Source organism: Pseudomonas sp. DTU12.1 (assembly GCF_009873475.1).
GTDB classification, from domain to species: Bacteria; Pseudomonadota; Gammaproteobacteria; order Pseudomonadales; family Pseudomonadaceae; genus Aquipseudomonas; species Aquipseudomonas proteolytica.
The window spans coordinates 3131717-3149655 of record NZ_CP045254.1 but is presented as its reverse complement, the minus strand read 5'-3'; the positions used below and the strand labels follow the sequence as shown (position 1 = coordinate 3149655).

Below are 17939 nucleotides of genomic sequence, written 5' to 3'. Positions count from 1 at the left end.
TCGATTTATTGCGGGGGCTTTTGTTCTGATCGTGACCCATCGGTCATGAGTCTAGGACAGAGCCCAGAGCCTGCAAGGGTTGTAGGAAAATTTTGTAGGACAATTATATTTTTCGGCCAGACGCTTCCCTTGTAGAAGCTGGCTTGCCGGCGATGGCGGCCTTGAGAAATGCCGCGTTGCCCAGGGCCTCATCGCCGGCAAGCCGGCTCCTACGGGGCGAGTGCCTCTTCGTGGGGCATCGTGGCTGGGCTGCTCGATAGGAGTGCAGCCGGCTACTTAAAGTGATTTGTTAAGAGTTGATATCTATATAAATCAATACTTTATACGCAATACGTGAAGTAAATAATCAGATAAGGCTGCGCAAGGTCTGCCCACTGGCCCACGCCTGGATGTCTTCGATCATCTGCCCATAGAACTGCCGGTAGTTCTGCTCGCTGACATAACCCACATGGGGCGTCGCCAGAACATTGGGCAGATGGCGAAACGGGTGATCGACCGGCAACGGCTCCTGGCCGAACACATCCAGGGCCGCGCCCGCCAATCGTCCATGGCGCAGCGCATCGACCAACGCCACCTCATCGACGATCGGCCCCCGTGCGGTGTTGACCAGTCGCGCATCGGGTTTCATCCAGCCCAGGGCCTGGGCATCCACCAGGCCACGGCTGCGCTCGCTGAGTACCAAGTGAATCGACAGTACATCGGCCTGCTCGAACAGTTCGCGCTTGCTGACCCGGGTCACACCCACTGCGGCGGCTCGCTCTGCGGTGAGGTTTTCACTCCACGCGATCACCGACATACCAAACACCTGGCCAAACTGCGCCACCCGCTGGCCGATGCTGCCCAACCCGAGGATGCCCAGGGTCTTGCCATGCAGATCGCCGCCCAGCCCTTGCTGCCACTGGCCGGCGCGCAGGGAGTTCGCTTCGGCCAGCAGATTGCGGGTGGATGCCATGATCAATGCCCAGGTCAGCTCGGGCGCCGCGTGTTTGTAGCTGTCGGTACCGCACACCTGGATGCCCAGGGCCTTGGCGGCGACAAGGTCGATGGCGGCATTGCGCATGCCGCCGGTAACCAGCAATTCAAGGGCCGGCAGCCCCTGCAACAGCGCCTTGTCGAAGGTTGTGCGCTCACGCATCAGGCAAATCACCTCAAAACCCTGCAAACGCTCGATCAGGGTCGCGGTGTCGGCGGGATAGTCATGCAGGAAGTGCACCTTGCCGATCGCTTGCAGGGCGGACCAATCCACAACGCCACGTGCCACATTTTGCCAATCGTCAATGACTGCGATCTGTACTGACATACACACCTGCCTCGGGTTAAGTGGAATTAGAGCGCCTTGAGTCCTTGCAACAGCGCCTGGTGAAAGCGCGCGGGTTCTTCCATCTGCGGGGCATGGCCCAGGCCTGGGAACTCCACCAGGGTTGAATGGGGGATGAGCTTGGCCACCTGCTTGCCCAGTTCGTTGTAGCGGCCGATCCTGGCCTTGACCTCGGGCGGTGCGTTATCACTCCCGATGGCGGTGATATCAGACGTACCAATCAGCAGCAAGGTGGGCATCTGCAGGTCCTTGAACTCGTAGTACACCGGCTGGGTGAAGATCATGTCGTAAATCAACGCCGAGTTCCACGCCACCCGTTTGTGGCCAGGGCCCTGGTTCAAGCCGACAAGCATGTCGACCCAGCGCTCGTATTCCGGCTTCCAGCGCCCGTCGTAGTAGGTCTTGCGCTCATAATCACGCACGCCGTCGGCGTTCAGTTTCAACTCGCGCTCATACCATTGGTCGACGCTGCGATAGGGCACGCCCAGGGCTTTCCAGTCCTCCAGGCCGATCGGGTTGACCAGCGCCAGTTGCTCGGTTTGCGTGGGGTAGAGCAGGGCATAGCGGGTAGCCAGCATGCCACCGGTGGAATGGCCAACAAGGGTGGCCGTGGAGATACCGAGCTTTTGCAGCAACTGATGAGTGTTGATTGCCAACTGCTGGAAGCTGTACTGATAGTGCTCAGGCTTGCTGGAGGTGCAGAAGCCGATCTGGTCCGGCGCGATCACCCGGTAGCCGGCTTCGCTCAGGGCCTTGATCGACGCCTCCCAGGTCGCGCCGCAGAAGTTCTTGCCGTGCATCAACACCACATTGCGGCCATTGGCAGGGCTTTTGGCGGGCACGTCCATATAACCCATTTGCACGGATTGGCCCTGGGACTGGAAGTCGAAATGTTCGACCGGATAGGGGTACTGGAAACCTTGCAACTGCGGGCCATAGCTTGGGCTTTGCGTGGCGGCCAAGGCAGGCAGGGCGCAAGCGGCCAGCAGACCGGTAAGGACAAACGAGCGTGTCAATGGCATGGGAAAGCTCCAGGGGCGATGCTCCCGGATGCTGTGGCGGGTGGATTAAGCGGGGATTAACCTGTTACATCCAGTGCAGCGTCAGCATTGCCACCACGGCATAACGAGCCGCCTTGGCCAGGCTGACGATTAACAAAAAACGCCAAAGCGGCTCCTTCATCACCCCGGCCACCAGGGTCAGTGGATCGCCAATAATCGGCAGCCAACTGAGCAGCAGGGACCAATGGCCCCAACGTGAATAATGGCGGCGGGACTTTTCCAACTGCGCGGCGCTCACTGGAAACCAGCGGCGATCCTTGAACAGTTCCACCGAGCGGCCTAGTAACCAGTTGACCCAGGAGCCCAACACGTTGCCCAGGGTCGCGATCCCCAGCAGCAGCCCTACCGAGTAGCTGTCATTGAGCAGCAGCGCGACCAGCACCGCTTCCGATTGCAGCGGCAACAGGGTGGCCGCCCCAAAAGCGCTGAGAAACAGCCCCGCATAGCCTGCAAGCATTGCTCAGTGAGCCGGGTATTCGGCTACCACCACATCTTTGCCGGCACGGGTCAGGCCAATGACTTGATAGGCGTCGCTCATCCCATCCATTTCCATGCCTGGCGAGCCCATGGGCATGCCCGGTGCGGCGATGCCCAGCAGGTCATCACGCTTGCGCAAGGCCAGTACCTGATCGGCGGGTACGTGGCCTTCGACGAATTTGCCGTCGATCACGGCGGTATGGCAAGACGCCAGGCGGGGTGCTACGCCCAGTCGCTGTTTGACCGAGCTCATGTCGGCTTCAACATGGTCGTTGACCTTGAAGCCGTTGCTTTCGAGGTGGCTGATCCATTTTTTGCAGCAGCCGCAATTGGCATCACGGTGCACGTCAATCGGGATCAGTTCGGCGGCCTGGGCCAGGGTGGTCATGAACAGGGCGGACAGTAAAGTCAGGCGCAGGGTGGTTTTCATCGACAGGTCCCATGGGTTACGGAGTGCGCAAAGAGGGCGCATTGTCCGCGCTTTTGCGCATCAGGTGAGGTGGTTATGTTTCGAAATTATACGAGCACGCCACAACCCCGAAGCTTATCGTCCGCAGCTTTCAGCAAACTGAGAGGAAGATGACAAATTTGTCAGTTCAGGATGATTCCAGGCGCTGCTTGAGCTGGTCCATGGCCTGATTCGACAGCTCTACCATGCGCGCTTCCAAGGTGTTGAGCTTCAGTTCGGTCTCGTAGCTGAGCACGCGAGTGAACAAGGTGCCGCTGCCGCGAGATTGTAGATAGTAGTGAATGCAGCCATCTACCGCGAGCGAGGTAAAAACCGTCTTGAACTCCCGCGGCGGCTCGGCAATCTGCACCCGGTAGCTCATGGGCACACGTACCCCGAGCAAGTCGATCATCTCGGTAAACCGCTGGCCGGCAGGCAGCGAGCCGCTGGTGCCGGTGTCGGCGCTCAGGGATGTGGGGTGCCATTCGTGCCAGCGGTCCGGTTGGGTGACGTAGTCGTAGACGGCTTCGATGGGGGCTTGGATATAGCGTTCCTGGCTAATCTGCCTGACGTGGGCCTGGTGCTCGACAGCGTTCATGACACACCTCCTGTGTGGTGAGACGGAGCATTAGGAGCTGTCAGAATAGTCGTACTTGGCGACAGTGCGCGCAAAGATGTGTCGCCGATTGAAGCCTGTGTGAGTAAGCCGAAATTAAAAACGCCCCGTTTAGACTGTTATATCTGACAGGTTCTTTTTCCAATGATTGGCCTTCTAATAATAAGTGCAAAGCCCCCTAAAATTAACAATCATGAAATGGTGAGAAAAATGCCTAATGACGTGCATACAGACATGAACATCGGCGACGTTAAATCGACGGGAACCATGGACGGTGAAATTTTCATCGACGAAATTTATAGCCATGCATTCAAGGCGGATGTTGTTCTTTACGTTAATAATGCCTCCGTCATCCAGATATACGGTAGTCAAGGGGAGTCGCAGGAAAGCACAGTTATCGCCGTATCGTTAAGGCCGGGGACGCCATCTGGCGCGTATACATTTGGCAAAGAGCCAATCACCGCTCTGGACTATTACCCTCCGCGTGACGGAGCTCTATGGAAGGTGACAGGTGGTGGCGTCAATATCAGTTTTGATGAAGAGGGCAAGCGTGCTACCGGGACCTTACAAGTTTTGTGCGAGCGTGGAGTTCAAAAACTGGACGCAACGGTGAATTTCGACATCACTAACTAATCAACGACAACGTATTTGATGATTGTTCTCGATCAAGAGAACAATCATCACTTTTGATCAGATCTGATAGTTCTTCAATTCCCGGGCAATCACCAGCCGTTGGATCTCACTGGTTCCCTCATAGATCTGGGTGATCCGCGCATCGCGGTAGTAGCGTTCCACCGGGTAGTCTTCCAGGTAGCCATAGCCACCATGGATCTGCATGGCCGAAGAACAGACCTTCTCGGCCATTTCCGAAGCGAACAGCTTGGCCTGGGACGCTTCGGACAGGCACGGCTTGCCGGCACTGCGCAAACGGGCGGCATGGAGGATCAGCAGGCGCGCGGCATTGAGGCGGGTCTGCATGTCGGCCAGCAGGTTGGCCACGCTCTGGTGCTCAATAATGGCCTTGTCAAACTGCACCCGGTCACGGGCGTAGGCCAACGCGGCTTCAAAGGCCGCGCGAGCGATGCCCAGGGCCTGGGCGGCGATGCCGATGCGCCCACCTTCCAGGTTGGAGAGGGCAATGGCCAGGCCCTTGCCGCGTTCGCCCAGCAGGTTGGCTTCGGGGATGCTGCACTGGTTGAGGGTCACCGCGCAGGTGTCGGAGGCGCGGATGCCCATCTTGTGTTCCGTGCGGTCCACGGTAAAGCCGGGCGTATCAGTGGGCACCAGGAACGCCGAAATACCTTTCTTGCCCAACTCCGGGTCGGTGACCGCAAACACGATTGCCAACTTGGCGCGCTTGCCGTTGCTGACAAACTGTTTGGCGCCGTTGATCACCCACTGGCCATCGCGCAGTTCGGCGCGGGTGCGCAGGTTGTGGGCTTCGGAACCGGCCTGGGGTTCGGTCAGGCAGAAGCAACCGATGGCCTGGCCACTGGCGAGTTCGGCCAGCCAGGTCTCTTTCTGTGCGGGTGTGCCGTAGTTGAGGATAGGGCCGCAACCCACTGAATTATGGATACTCATCAGCGCGCCTACCGCACCGTCACCCGCAGAAATTTCCTCCACGGCCAAGGCGTAGGCCACGTAGTCGACGTAGGTGCCACCCCATTCTTCCGGCACCACCATACCCAGCAGGCCCAGTTCACCCATCTTGGCCACCAGGGCGTCATCGATCCAGCCGGCTTTCTCCCAGGCCTGGGCATGGGGGGCGATTTCACCGCGGGCAAAGTCGCGCGCCATGTCGCGAATCATTACCTGTTCTTCTGTAAATTCAATATCTTGCATGAGTTATCTCCCGCTCTTTGCGAAGTCTTGGAAGAAGCTGTCGACGTGGCTCTGGTCCAGTGCCGCTAACGTTGGCGGGTTCCAGCGCGGGGATTTGTCCTTGTCGATCAACAGCGCACGCACGCCTTCGATCAGGTCGCCACGGGCAAACCACTGGCGGTCCAGGTGCAGTTCCAGAGCAAAGCAGTCCTCCAGCGCCAGGTGCCGGCCACGTCGCAGCATCTGCAGGGTGACGGCCATGGCCAAGGGCGAGCGAGTCTGCATCAACTGGGCGGTAGTCACGGCCCATTCATGGCTGTCGGCGACGGTCACTTGCTGCAACTGCTCGACAATGCTCGGCACGTCCGGCTGGGCAAAGAAGTGATCGATGGCCGGGCGCAGGGCCGCCAGCGGCGCATCCGGCAGTTGTTGCACCGCAAGCTTGGCCAGCAGGCCTTGCAGATCCTTGAGCGGTGAGTCTTGCCACTGCAGGTGGTCGAGTTTCTGATCCAGTTCGGCCAACCTGGCGCTGTCCAGGTACCAGTCGGCGAGCCCGCAATACAGGGCGTCGGCGGCGCGGATCTGCACCCCGGTCACGCCCAGGTAAATCCCCAGCTCACCGGGAATGCGCGGCAGGAAATAGCTGCCGCCTACATCCGGGAAATAACCGATGGCCACTTCCGGCATGGCCAGGCGACTGCGCTCGGTCACCACCCGCAGGTCGGCCCCCTGGACCAGGCCCATGCCACCGCCCAGGACAAAGCCGTCCATCAGGGCAAGGACCGGTTTGCGGTAGTGATGAATGGCCAGGTCGAGGGCGTATTCTTCGACGAAGAAGTCTTCATGCAGCGTGTCGCCGCTCTTGAAACTGTCGTACAGCGAGCGGATATCGCCCCCGGCGCAGAAGGCCTTTTCACCGGCGCCGCGCAGAACCACCGCGTGCACCTGGGGATCAGCGGCCCAGGCGTGCAAATGCGCCGACAGGCTGCGGACCATGTCCAGAGTGATGGCGTTGAGGCCGGCGGGGCGGTTGAGGGTCAGGTGGCCGATATGGTTGCGTACCTCGGCCAGGACGCTGTCCTGGGGGGACTCGGTGATGCATGTCGCCTGGGACTGAGCCTGAGCAGTCATCTGTAACTCCCTGCTTTTATTGTTCTTTATCAAAATGTTCGCGGGCGAACCATCACCGGATCGTACCAGTGCAAATTTGCCCAGTACAACCCGGAATCCTGCAGGTCATCTTTGCATTTATGCAGGGGGTGTTCGATAAAAAACCAGGGCAGGCGTGCTTAGACCCGACTGGCCAGTACTTGGCCAATGCTGCGGCGGCGAGCGTGGTCTTCGGCGATATGGATCAGCTCTTCGAGCTCAGTGGGGGTGACGTCGAAAAACTGCTCCATTTGCGCCAGCGCTTGCTCCAGGTCCACAGCGGTGATTTTTGGATCTACCTGCGGCGCCGCAGACGGCACCATGACCGGCGCTTCGGCTGGGCCCTTGGGGTAGCGGGTGCGCGTCAGGTTGTTATAGGCCAGGGCCGAGAGCAACAACGTGGCGGCGCCCAACATGACCGGCGCGACTTCCTGCCAGCCCAGGGCGATGGTGGCCGGGTCCGCCAGCACCAGGGTCATCGCCAGGCCCCCCGAAGGCGGGTGCAGGCAGCGCAGCCAGCACATCAGGATCAAGGCCATGCCTGCTGCGAGGCAGGCGCTGCCCAGGGTGCGCCCCAATACGCGGGCCACCAGCAAAGCCACCACAGTGGCGCACAGGTAGCTGCCAATGATCGACCACGGTTGGGCGAGGGCACCCGATGACACGGCAAATAACAGCACGGCGGAGGCGCCCAGCGGGCCCAACAGGTGCATGGCCACTTCCAGGCCATACACCTGGGAGCAGAGCCATACGGTCAATAGAGTGCCCAGGGCCATGCCGATGGCGGCACGGCTCCATTCGGCGGGGCGGGTGTTGATGGCAGCGGGTAACCAGCGAGCGAGCATTGCGGGGCAGTCCAATCTTGAAAGGCGATCACAAAACAATGCCGCTCAGCTACACCTGCAGGTTTGTGCAGAACTGAGTGACATCGGGCAAAAAAAGGGCTTTGCGGTTTGCCGCAAAGCCCTTCGAAAGTTCCAACATTTGGGGGAGGAACCGGCGCAGTGTGCCGTTCAAACAAAACTGTCGCCAATGCATATTAATGCAGCTTAAGTGCAGTAATTTTGCATCAAAACCGCTCAAGCCCCGGGCTCACCTTGCCCAGTACGCGGTCGTGGTTGGCGCTGCTGTTCAGCGACTGCTGCACGCTCTCCCGCAACCGTGGGTCGCTGGCCAAGGGCCCCTTGAGGGCGACAAGGGCGTCGCGCAGCCCCATTAGCCGAGCCAGGGTGGGCAGGGGGATATAGCCGACGTGTACCGGCTCGATAGGCAATGACTCGTCAGGCACGGCAGCGGTCCTCTGAGGGGTGTTTTTGAACGCAGGCGGTAACTAAATAGCGCAATGTGCAGCGAGTGTAACGCTGGGGTCATAGGGCCGGTAGAGGCGCCGCTACCGGTATTTACGGATACAAACGTAGGAGCTTTCTTGATAAAAGCCCCCCACTCAGTCACCCGTACCCAGATGCAGCAACACATAGGTATTTTTATCGAACTGCCCTGTGAGAACCGGCGTCATGCCATGCCAGCGTGGCTCGCCCAGACGCATGAAATCCGCCTTGTCCATCACCAGCCATGCAGGCACCGGCACTGCTGCCAGGTCGCCAGGGGCTTGGGTGAACAATGGCACCCGGTCACATTCCACATTGACCATGAATTTGATGGCCTTGGCGTCTTTACCCAGGCCATGCAATACCAGGGGCGCCGGGTGCTGCCGGATGAGGGCATGAGCCTCGCGGGCAAAGGTGCGGGTGTCATACAGGCGCCGTTCCAGGGGTTCGACCACCAGGATATATACGCTCCACACCGCCAGCACCGCGCAAAACGCCGGCCCGACCGGGCGCCAGTGCCACTTGAGGAGCATCCCGGCGACAACGACCTGCAAGCCAATCAACAGGCCAACCACGCCCTGGAAATGCTCCAACTGCGCACCAAAGCGATGGCGCGCCACCACTAGCGCCCCCATCAACAGCCCCGGGCTCACTGCCCATAACGCCAGCATCAAGCCTCGCAGCGCCTTGAACAGACGGCCATCTGCCGGATGGAACGGGTACGCGGCGATGATCGCCACCATGGGCATCATGGGCAACAGATAGCGGGCTTTCTTCGCCTCGGGGATCGACAGGCCGAGCATCACGATCAAGCCCGCCGCCGTACAGCCCAGCAGCAACTGCCAACCACTGTCAGACATACGCCGGCCATTGAGCAGCACCGCAAGCAGCGCCAGCAGGGCCAACGGGTATGCCAGGGCGTAGTTGCCCAGGGAGCTGGTGAAGTAATACAACACGCTGCTTGATCCTTCGCGGCCATCCATGCGCCCGAGGAACTGCATGCGGATCACGTCCTGCATAAAGGCCTCGCCGCCACTGACCTTGGCCAGCAACAACAGCAACCCTATGCAGGCCACCAGCAACGCCAGGGCCAGCAGGCCGAAGCTGAACAACGGGCGCCACTGGCGATTGAGCAGGTAAAAGCTGCACAACACGCCGGCAGGGATCACCAGGCCGATGGGCCCGCGAATCGCAAAGCCGAGCAATAACAGGAGCAATAGCCACGGCAGGCGCCGGGGGCTGGCGAAGTGATCGTGGGCGTAGCCCAGGTAAAACACTGCCAGCGTCACCGCCGCCAACATCTGGTCCAGGGACACCGAGCGGGTTTCGCTGATAAACGTACTGCTCAGCAACAGCAACGCAACACTCAGCAACGCCCAGCGCCGCGAGTAGGGCGCGGTCAGGCGGTAGACCAGGGCGACGATCACTGCCGACGCAATGGCCGTCGGCAGCCAGGCGCTGAGGCTGGTGACGCGCCCCAGGGGCAGCGACAACAGCCAGGTCAACAAGGTTGAGGTCGACAGGTAGTCGGCATACGGCTGGCCATAGGTCGAGGGGAAAAATCCCGGCCCATGGCGCAGCATTTCCTGGGCGAACAGCACAAAGCGCGAGTCGAAACCGATAATTGCATGGTCCCAGTTGCCGGCGATAAACAGCAGCAGCGCCAGCAGCCCTATACCCCAGGACTGGCGGCGCAAGGTTGCGCCGAGCATGTTGTCCACGCCTCAGGCCTCCAGCAACCGTGGCAGCCACTGTTGCTGGGGGATCGGCAGGTCGCAGGATTGCCCACGGCCCATGGGGAAGTAATGGAAGCCCTTGCGCGCCAGGCGCTCGGCGTCATACAGGTTGCGCCCGTCAAAGATCACCGGTGCCTTGAGGCGTGCGTGCAGCAGGTCGAAGTCCGGCGCCTTGAATTGCTGCCACTCGGTGCAGATGATCAAGGCGTCGGCCCCGCCCAGGGTTGATTCCGGGGTGCCCATCAGCATCAGGCGCGGGTCATCGCCGTATAGCCTCTGGGTTTCCTGCATGGCCTCGGGGTCGAAGGCCCGCACGTTGGCGCCGGCGGCCCATAGCGACTCCATCAGCACCCGGCTCGGTGCGTCGCGCATGTCGTCGGTGTTGGGCTTGAACGCCAGGCCCCACAAGGCGAAGGTCTTGCCGCGCAGGTCGCCTTTGTAGAACGCGCGGATCCGTTCGAACAGTTTGCTTTTCTGCCGCTGGTTGATGGCTTCCACCGCTTCGAGCAAATCACTCGAGCAATTGGCTTGGCGGGCGCTGTGGATCAGCGCGCGCATGTCCTTGGGGAAGCACGAGCCACCGTAGCCGCAGCCAGGGTAGATAAAGTGGTAGCCGATCCGCGAATCGGCACCGATGCCCAGGCGCACCGACTCGATATCGGCGCCCAGGTGCTCGGCCAGTTCGGCGATCTGGTTGATAAAGCTGATTTTCGTGGCCAGCATGCAGTTGGCGGCGTATTTGGTCAGCTCGGCACTACGCACATCCATGAAGATGATGCGGTCATGGTTGCGGTTGAACGGCGCGTACAAGTCGCGCATTACCTCGCGCACCTCTTCGCGCTCGCAGCCGATGATGATCCGGTCGGGGCGGCGGCAGTCGGCCACGGCAGAGCCTTCCTTGAGGAATTCCGGGTTGGAGACGATATCGAACACCAGGCTGCGCCCGGCCAACGCCTTGTCGATGTGCGCGCGCAAGGTGTCGCCGGTACCCACCGGGACCGTGGACTTCTCCACCAGGATCACCGGTTCGACGCGATGACGGGCCACCGCATCGCCCACCGACAGCACGTACTTCAAATCGGCCGAGCCGTCCTCGTCCGAGGGTGTGCCGACCGCAATAAACAGCACTTCACCATGCTCGACCGCGAGTTTTTCCTGGCTGGTAAAGGTCAACCGGCCGTTTTCCAGGTTTTCCCGCACCAGGCTGGCAAGCCCCGGCTCGAAAATGCTCACATGGCCCTGTTGCAGCAGGCGCACCTTGTTTTCGTCAACGTCCATGCAGATCACATCGTGACCGACCTCGGCCAATACGGTGGCCTGTACCAGGCCAACGTAACCACTACCAAATACGCTGATTTTCATGGGGCATTCCTGGGGCTTGTGTTGCCGATACGACGGGAGTTGATTGTCAGGACGCCGAGGATGACCAGTGCCACCCCCAAGGTTCGCGACAGGGAAAAGGGTTCGTTGAAGCCCGGCAGGCTGGCTGCCAACAGGTACACCAGCACGTAGCTGATACTCAGCAACGAATAGGCGCGCCCCAGGGGCAAGTACTGCAGTGCGCCGAGCCAGCAGAGCATCGACAGCGCATAGGCAACAATCGCCATGATCACTACGCCCAACGCCAGCGGATCCACCGTGGCGTTACCGAGTGCCGTGAGCCAGTCGGCGGGCAAGGGCAGGCGCGTCATGCTCCAGCGCATGCCCAACTGGGCAGCGCTCACCAGCGCGACGCTGGATAACGCCAAGGTAAAACCACGTAACCGGCTCATACCTGGCCCCCCAGCAACAGCACACCCGCCATCACCAGGGCCACGCCAAACCAGTGGCGGCGATCCACCGGCTCATGGAACACAAAGCGCGCCACCAGGGTAATCAAGACAAAGTTCAGGCTGAGCATCGGGTAGGCAATCCCCACCTCCAGGCGTTGCAGTACCAGCAGCCACACCAGCAGGCCCAGGCCCAGACACAACAGGGCCAGCCACAGCCAGGGCGAGCGCAGTTTCAAGGCCCAGCCCGCGGGCTGGTCGCGCCAGCCTTCGACGGCATACTTTTGGGCGATCTGGCCCATGCAGGTCAGCAGGCACGCGGCCAGAAGCAGCAGCAGGGTGATCAAGGCGCCACCTGTGGGAATACCAGGATCACCATGTTGCCTTGCTCGTAGCGTTTGCCATCTTTGGGCAGCAACTCGACCTCGCGTACTTCACTCTCGCCCTTGACGCGCATCACCACGCCCACCGAGCCCTGTTTGCGGGCCTCGGTCATCCATTGCTGGACTTGCGTGGTGTCGACCCGGCGATTGGCCGCATCGGCGTAGGCAAGGCCATATTTGACTTCGCCCAGAGTGTCGTACAGCGTCACGTCCGGGCGCTTGAGCCGCCACGCCAGGGACGAGGCGGCGCCCAGGTCGTTGCTCAGCAAGCGTTGGGTGCCTGCCAGCTCTTCGACGTGGTCAATGATGAACTGGTCCGGGGTCTTGTTATAAACCACCGAGTGCGGCAACGCCGCCGGCACCAGGGCCACCAGCAACCAGCTGCCCAGGGCAGGCGCCGCCCACAGGCGCAACGGGCGTGCCACCTGTAGCAGGTTGGCGATGATCCAGCCCAACAGCACGATAAACACCAGCACCAGGCTCAGCAGTTCCTGCTGGTGGGCAAAAATCGGCTTCTTCAACTGGAAATACACGATGGCCAGCAGGCCCAGTACGCCAAGGATCAGGTTGAGCCCGCCGTTGATTTGCAACACTCGGCCACGGGCCTGGGCCAGTTTGTCCGCCAGGGTGTTGCCCATCAGCAATGCCAAAGGCAGCAGGCACGGCAGGATGTAAGCCGGCAGCTTGCCCTTGCTCAGGCTGAAAAACGCCAGGGGCATCAGCAGCCACAACAATAGGAAGCCGGTCTTGTACGTACGCTTTTGTTGCCACGCCTGCTTCAGGGTGGAGGGCAACAGCGCCAGCCACGGTAGGCTGAACGCGGCCAGCAACGGCAAGTAGTACCACCAGGCCTCTTCGTGCTGGGCATCTTCACCGGCAAAACGCTGGATGTGTTCGTGCCAGAAAAAGAAGTTCCAGTAGTCCGGTTCCTGGGCATGCACCATCAGCGCCCAAGGCAGGCTGACCACAATTGCCACCACCACCGCGACCACGCCATAGGTCAGCAACTCACGAAAGCGTTTTTGCCAGACCATGTAGGGCAGGGCGACTAGCACCGGCAGCAGCCACGCCAAAAAGCCCTTGGTCATGAAGCCCATGGCGCAGGCCAGTCCCAGCAATGCCCAGGCGCCCAGGCGCGCGCGCCGGCCGTGGCTGTCGATACATAGCCACAGCGCCACGCCGCTGAGGTTGACCCAGAAGCTGAACTGCGGGTCGAGGTTAGCGTAGCCACCAGACATCGCCACGCTGACAAAACTCATGTACAGCACAGCGCTGGCCAGGCTCTTGCGTGGATCGTTCCACAGGCGCCGGGCCATGAAGTACACCAACAGGATGCTCAAGCCCGTGGCCAGCGCCGAGGCCACCCGCACACCGAACAGGTTCTGCCCGAACACGGCCTGGCCCAGGGCGATCATCCAGTAACCGGCCGCCGGTTTTTCGAAGTAACGCAGGCCCATAAAGTGCGGGGACGCCCATTTGCCCGTCAGCAGCATTTCCTGGCTGATCTGCGCGTAGCGGCTTTCATCCGGAATCCACAGGCCATGGGTGGCCATCGGCAACAGGTAACACAGGCCGAAGACCAACAGGAGCAAGGGCAGCGCCCAACGTCGGATCATGCCTTTTGCACTCCCAGCCAGCCTTCGCGGCCGCCGAGTACGCCGCGTGTCAGATGCGCCTGGGGCAGGCTCGCCGGATCGGCCGGCAACAAGTTGCCCAAGGGCTGGAATTGAATGCCGCGCTGCCGTGCCTGGGCAAGCAACTGGCGAAATTCATTGGCCATCAGAATCCCTTCTACTTCTGCGTGGATCGTATAGACGTTGAGTGTCGATTCGGTGAACCGATCAAGAATGAAGCCGTTGAAGTCCTTGGCCGCAACCTGTGGCCCGACCACTTCGTCGAAGGTCGGCAAGTCCACCGGGATCTGTGGGGTGCCGGCACTGCCGTCGGCGAGCGTCGGGCGAAACACGCTGCTGCCGCGACAATCGCTGTTGTAGCGCAGGCCAAAGCCTTGTTTGGCCTGCACCACACGCTCGTCGGCGCGCCAGCCGGCGGCGGCGGAACAGTCCACGGGCTGGCCAAGAATGTCGCTCAGGGTGTCGAGCCCACGGCGCATCTGTTCCACCAGTTGCGCGTTGCTCCAACGGCCGGCATTGGCCTGCCAGCCATGGTGATCCCAGGCGTGCAGGCCCACTTCGTGCCCGGCGGCTCTGGCCTGGCGCATCAAGTGCCCCAGGTCGCGGCCAATCGGCTTGCCCGGCCAGGCGGTGCCGGCCAGCAGGATGTCCCAGCCGTACAGCCCGGCCGCGTTGGAGCGCAGCATCTTCCACAGGAACTGCGGGCGGATCAGGCGCCACAGATGCCGGCCCATATTGTCCGGGCCGACACTGAAGAAAAACGTCGCCTTGATGCCGGCCTCATCCAGCAACTCCAGCAACCTTGGCACCCCATCACGGGTGCCTCGGTAGGTGTCGACGTCAATGCGCAGACCTGCCTTCATTATTTGCCTGCTTCGCTGGACTGGGCGATTTCCAGCATCGCTTCACGCAGGAAGAAATCCAGGGTGTTGCCGATGGTTTCGCTCATTTCCACGCTCGGCTCCCAGTTAAGCAGGCGCTTGGCGTTGGCAATGCTTGGCTTGCGGTGCGCCACGTCCTGATACCCGGCGCCGTAGAACGCCTTGCTCTCCACTTCGCGAAAGCCGGCGAACGGTGGGAAGTTGCCACGCAGCGGGTGGGCCTCGAACTGGCGCAGCAGCTCTTCGCCCAACTGGCGGATGCTGGCTTCGTTGTCCGGGTTGCCGATGTTGATGATCTGGCCGTTGCACGCGTCGTTATCGTTGTCGATGATCCGCGCCAGGGCCTCGATGCCGTCGGCGATATCGGTGAAGCAGCGTTTTTGCTCGCCACCGTCAAACAGGCGGATCGGCGTACCTTCCACCAGGTTGAGGATCAACTGGGTGATCGCCCGGGAGCTGCCGATACGCGCCGAGTCCAGGCGATCCAGGCGCGGGCCCATCCAGTTGAACGGGCGGAACAGGGTGAAATTCAGGCCCTTGGCGCCATAGGCCCAGATCACCCGGTCCAGCAGTTGCTTGGATACCGAGTAGATCCAGCGCTGCTTGTTGATCGGCCCCACCACCAGGTTGGAGGTGTCTTCGTCAAAATTCTGGTCCTGGCACATGCCATAGACTTCGGAGGTCGATGGGAAGATCACGCGCTTGTTGTACTTGACGCAGTAGCGCACCAGCTTGAGGTTTTCTTCGAAATCCAGCTCGAACACGCGCAACGGGTTACGGGTGTATTCGATTGGCGTGGCGATGGCCACCAGCGGCAGGACCACGTCGCACTTCTTGATGTGGTACTCGATCCACTCGGAGTGAATGCTGATATCGCCTTCCACATAATGGAAGTTGGGGTGGCTGCGCAGGCGTTCGATAGCGTCAGAGCCAATATCCAGGCCGTAGACTTCGTAGCGATCATCGCGCAACAGCCGCTCGGACAGGTGGTTGCCGATAAAACCGTTGACACCCAGGATCAGCACACGGGTCCGCCGTGGCTTGCGGCCCGACTCGGCGCCACGCAGCACCGAGCCATCCACCAGCCCCAGCTCATCGGCCAGGGCCGGGCCTGTGAGGTACAGGCCGTGGTCGTTGCGCTGGCCGTAGTTGATCACCAGGGAGTCTTCACCGCAGGCAATGCGCAGCGGGTTGACGCTGATCACGCGGCCGGGTGCCTGGCCTTCGTTGCCCTTGACCACCTCGGCTTGCCACACGATCAGCTTGTGCTCGCCCACGGCACAGAAGGCGCCGGGGTAGGGCTGGGTCACGGCGCGTACCAGGTTGTACAGCGTCTCAGCAGGCTTGCTCCACACCAGCTTGCCGTCTGCCGCGGTGCGGCGGCCGAAGCAGGTGGCCTGGCTTTCGTCCTGGGCAGTTTCGCTCAACGTGCCCTTGGCCAGTTGCGGCAGCGCATCACGCAGCAGCTGGGTGGCGGCCTCGCGCAACTTGGCGTGGAGCGTCAGGCCGGTGTCGCTGCGCTCGATCATGACCTTTTGCTGGGCGAGGATCGCGCCGGCATCGGCACGCTTGACCATGCGGTGCAGGGTCACGCCGGTTTCGGTTTCACCGTTGACCAGCACCCAGTTGGCCGGCGCGCGGCCACGGTACTTGGGCAGCAGGGAGCCGTGCAGGTTGAATGCGCCCTGGCGCGCGGTGGCCAGCAGTGCCTCGCCCAGCAGGTTGCGGTAGTAGAACGAGAAGATGAAATCCGGGTTCAGCTTGGCGACACGCTCGACCCACAGGGGGTGGTTGGCGTCTTCCGGCGCGTGCACCGGGATGCCGTGGCGTGCGCACAACTGGGCGACCGAGCCGTAGAAGGTGTTTTCCTTGGGGTCGTCGGCATGGGTGAACACTGCAGCAATGTCGTAACCCGCAGCGAGCAGGGCTTCAATGCCTGCACAGCCAATGTCGTGGTAAGCGAAGACAACAGCTTTTGAACTCATGACGGAACCTGATTGGAAGGTGAAGTGGAAGGCTGGGAAGAGGGCAGGCCATCGACGATGACCACCGGCGCGGGCGCTGCTGGCTCGTTGCGCAGCACCTTTTCAATAAAGAAGCGTGGGCGCGCGCGCACATCGCTGTACATGCGCCCCAGGTACTCGCCCAACAGGCCCATGCCGATGAACTGGCCGCCGGTAAACACAAACAGCACGGCGAACAGCACGAACAGGCCATCACCGGCCCAATCGGCACCAAAGGCCAGGCGCATGACGATCAGGGCGAACGCAAACAGCATGCCCAGGGCCGCCAGGCTGAAGCCGACGATGGACAGCAGGCGCAGGGGCGTGGTGGTCATGCAGGTCAGCAAGTCGAACATCAGGCTGATCAGGCGCATGGCGCTGTACTTGGATTCGCCGTGTTCGCGCTCGGCGTGGTGCACCGGGATCTCGGTGGTGTGGCGCGCAAAACCGTTGGCCAGGATCGGGATAAAGGTGCTGCGCTCACGGCAGGCGAGCATGGCGTCGACAATGGTGCGCCGGTAAGCGCGCAGCATGCAGCCGTAATCGCTCATGGCCACGCCGGTGGAGCGTTGCACGGCCAGGTTGATCAGGCGCGAAGGCCAGCGGCGGAAGGCCGAGTCCTGGCGGTTGTTGCGCACGGTGGCAACCACGTCGTAGCCCAAGGCAGCTTGCTCGACCAGGCGTGGGATCTCTTCGGGCGGGTTTTGCAGGTCGGCGTCGAGGGTAATCACCACCTCGCCCCGGCATTGCTCGAAACCGGCCATGATTGCCGCATGCTGGCCGTAGTTGCGGTTCAGGATCACGGCCACCACGTGGCTGCCTGGTTCGCCTGCGGCGTCTTCCAGCAATTGCGCGGAACTGTCGCGGCTGCCGTCGTCCACCAGGATGATTTCGTATTCGTAGGCCAACTGCTCACACGCAGCACGGGTACGGCGCAACAGTTCGGGCAGGCTCTGTTCTTCGTTGTAGACCGGGATAACGATCGACACGCAATGAATAGGGTAGGGTTTCAAAGATTCATGACCTCGGTTTTAGAGCAACTTCAAGCGTAGAGATGACAACAAACAGCGGATGAAAGTGCGGGCAACTGAATAAAAAACAGCCGTGTGCATAGCCATCCTGAGTAAAGCCCATAACGACCAAAGGTAAAGCATTATCAAAGGGTTAGTCAGCAAAACGCGGTTTGCCCCAAGTACTGCGGCCAAGATTAAGCGCAAATGTGTCCAGCGAATATGAAAGGCGGATGAAAAACTCGTTTATTTGTTGGGCAGACAGCGAGTGTTCAGCTAGACAATAAAGAACCCAGACAAACGAT

Annotated in this window: 18 protein-coding genes; 1 reads left to right on the top strand and 17 read right to left on the bottom strand. The window is 61.0% G+C overall.

The window, feature by feature from the left end; translation table 11 throughout:
• Positions 1–346: 346 nt before the first annotated feature.
• The 5 genes from GDV60_RS13685 to GDV60_RS13665 all read right to left on the bottom strand — a co-directional run bounded on the left by GDV60_RS13685 (position 347) and on the right by GDV60_RS13665 (position 3902).
• Entirely contained in the window at positions 347–1300 is a 954-nt protein-coding gene (locus tag GDV60_RS13685; RefSeq protein ID WP_159907679.1) for a D-2-hydroxyacid dehydrogenase family protein, read from the bottom strand.
• Between the two features lie 26 nt (positions 1301–1326).
• On the bottom strand, positions 1327–2340 hold the full coding sequence (locus GDV60_RS13680; protein WP_029291643.1) for an alpha/beta fold hydrolase: 1014 nt from the start codon (positions 2338–2340) through the stop codon (positions 1327–1329).
• Positions 2341–2404: 64 nt separating this feature from the next.
• Positions 2405–2836 (bottom strand): YqaA family protein, encoded by a 432-nt coding sequence (locus GDV60_RS13675; protein WP_029291646.1) that lies wholly within the window; start codon positions 2834–2836, stop codon positions 2405–2407.
• Between the two features lie 3 nt (positions 2837–2839).
• Entirely contained in the window at positions 2840–3286 is a 447-nt protein-coding gene (locus GDV60_RS13670; RefSeq protein ID WP_029291648.1) for a DUF411 domain-containing protein, read from the bottom strand.
• Between the two features lie 166 nt (positions 3287–3452).
• Positions 3453–3902 carry an SRPBCC family protein gene (locus GDV60_RS13665; protein ID WP_092236740.1) on the bottom strand — a complete coding sequence of 150 codons (450 nt, stop codon included), beginning with the start codon at positions 3900–3902 and terminating at the stop codon, positions 3453–3455.
• 228 nt (positions 3903–4130) lie between these two features.
• Here GDV60_RS13665 and GDV60_RS13660 point away from each other — a divergent pair, with 228 nt between their 5' ends.
• Positions 4131–4553 carry a hypothetical protein gene (locus tag GDV60_RS13660; RefSeq protein WP_133714313.1) on the top strand — a complete coding sequence of 141 codons (423 nt, stop codon included), beginning with the start codon at positions 4131–4133 and terminating at the stop codon, positions 4551–4553.
• A 57-nt stretch (positions 4554–4610) separates the two neighbouring features.
• On the opposite strand, the gene GDV60_RS13655 is transcribed toward GDV60_RS13660, so the two are convergent.
• From GDV60_RS13655 to arnC, 12 genes are all read right to left on the bottom strand, one after another.
• Positions 4611–5762, bottom strand: a complete 1152-nt coding sequence (locus GDV60_RS13655; protein ID WP_029291653.1) for an acyl-CoA dehydrogenase family protein — start codon at positions 5760–5762, stop codon at positions 4611–4613.
• A 3-nt stretch (positions 5763–5765) separates the two neighbouring features.
• Positions 5766–6872, bottom strand: coding sequence for an enoyl-CoA hydratase/isomerase family protein (locus tag GDV60_RS13650; RefSeq protein WP_159907677.1), 1107 nt, complete (start codon positions 6870–6872; stop codon positions 5766–5768).
• Between the two features lie 158 nt (positions 6873–7030).
• Entirely contained in the window at positions 7031–7735 is a 705-nt protein-coding gene (locus GDV60_RS13645; protein ID WP_029291657.1) for an HPP family protein, read from the bottom strand.
• A gap of 224 nt (positions 7736–7959) precedes the next feature.
• The gene (locus tag GDV60_RS13640) at positions 7960–8178 is read right to left on the bottom strand and encodes a type VI secretion system contractile sheath small subunit (RefSeq protein ID WP_133714315.1); all 219 of its coding nucleotides are present in this window, start codon (positions 8176–8178) and stop codon (positions 7960–7962) included.
• Positions 8179–8334: 156 nt separating this feature from the next.
• Positions 8335–9930, bottom strand: a complete 1596-nt coding sequence (locus tag GDV60_RS13635; protein ID WP_159909235.1) for a glycosyltransferase family 39 protein — start codon at positions 9928–9930, stop codon at positions 8335–8337.
• Positions 9931–9942: 12 nt separating this feature from the next.
• Positions 9943–11316 carry a UDP-glucose 6-dehydrogenase gene (locus tag GDV60_RS13630; protein WP_029291660.1) on the bottom strand — a complete coding sequence of 458 codons (1374 nt, stop codon included), beginning with the start codon at positions 11314–11316 and terminating at the stop codon, positions 9943–9945.
• The gene (gene arnF / locus GDV60_RS13625) at positions 11313–11726 is read right to left on the bottom strand and encodes a 4-amino-4-deoxy-L-arabinose-phosphoundecaprenol flippase subunit ArnF (RefSeq protein WP_070994844.1); all 414 of its coding nucleotides are present in this window, start codon (positions 11724–11726) and stop codon (positions 11313–11315) included. Before arnF ends, GDV60_RS13630 begins: the two co-directional genes overlap by 4 nt.
• Positions 11723–12070 (bottom strand): 4-amino-4-deoxy-L-arabinose-phosphoundecaprenol flippase subunit ArnE, encoded by a 348-nt coding sequence (arnE, locus tag GDV60_RS13620; RefSeq protein WP_104912395.1) that lies wholly within the window; start codon positions 12068–12070, stop codon positions 11723–11725. Before arnE ends, arnF begins: the two co-directional genes overlap by 4 nt.
• Positions 12067–13722, bottom strand: a complete 1656-nt coding sequence (gene arnT, locus GDV60_RS13615; RefSeq protein WP_159907674.1) for a lipid IV(A) 4-amino-4-deoxy-L-arabinosyltransferase — start codon at positions 13720–13722, stop codon at positions 12067–12069. Before arnT ends, arnE begins: the two co-directional genes overlap by 4 nt.
• On the bottom strand, positions 13719–14606 hold the full coding sequence (gene arnD / locus GDV60_RS13610; protein WP_371923828.1) for a 4-deoxy-4-formamido-L-arabinose-phosphoundecaprenol deformylase: 888 nt from the start codon (positions 14604–14606) through the stop codon (positions 13719–13721). The genes arnT and arnD overlap by 4 nt, the downstream gene beginning before the upstream one ends.
• The gene (gene arnA, locus GDV60_RS13605) at positions 14603–16606 is read right to left on the bottom strand and encodes a bifunctional UDP-4-amino-4-deoxy-L-arabinose formyltransferase/UDP-glucuronic acid oxidase ArnA (RefSeq protein ID WP_159907670.1); all 2004 of its coding nucleotides are present in this window, start codon (positions 16604–16606) and stop codon (positions 14603–14605) included. The genes arnD and arnA overlap by 4 nt, the downstream gene beginning before the upstream one ends.
• On the bottom strand, positions 16603–17637 hold the full coding sequence (arnC, locus tag GDV60_RS13600) for an undecaprenyl-phosphate 4-deoxy-4-formamido-L-arabinose transferase (protein ID WP_029291673.1): 1035 nt from the start codon (positions 17635–17637) through the stop codon (positions 16603–16605). Before arnC ends, arnA begins: the two co-directional genes overlap by 4 nt.
• Positions 17638–17939: the final 302 nt, after the last annotated feature.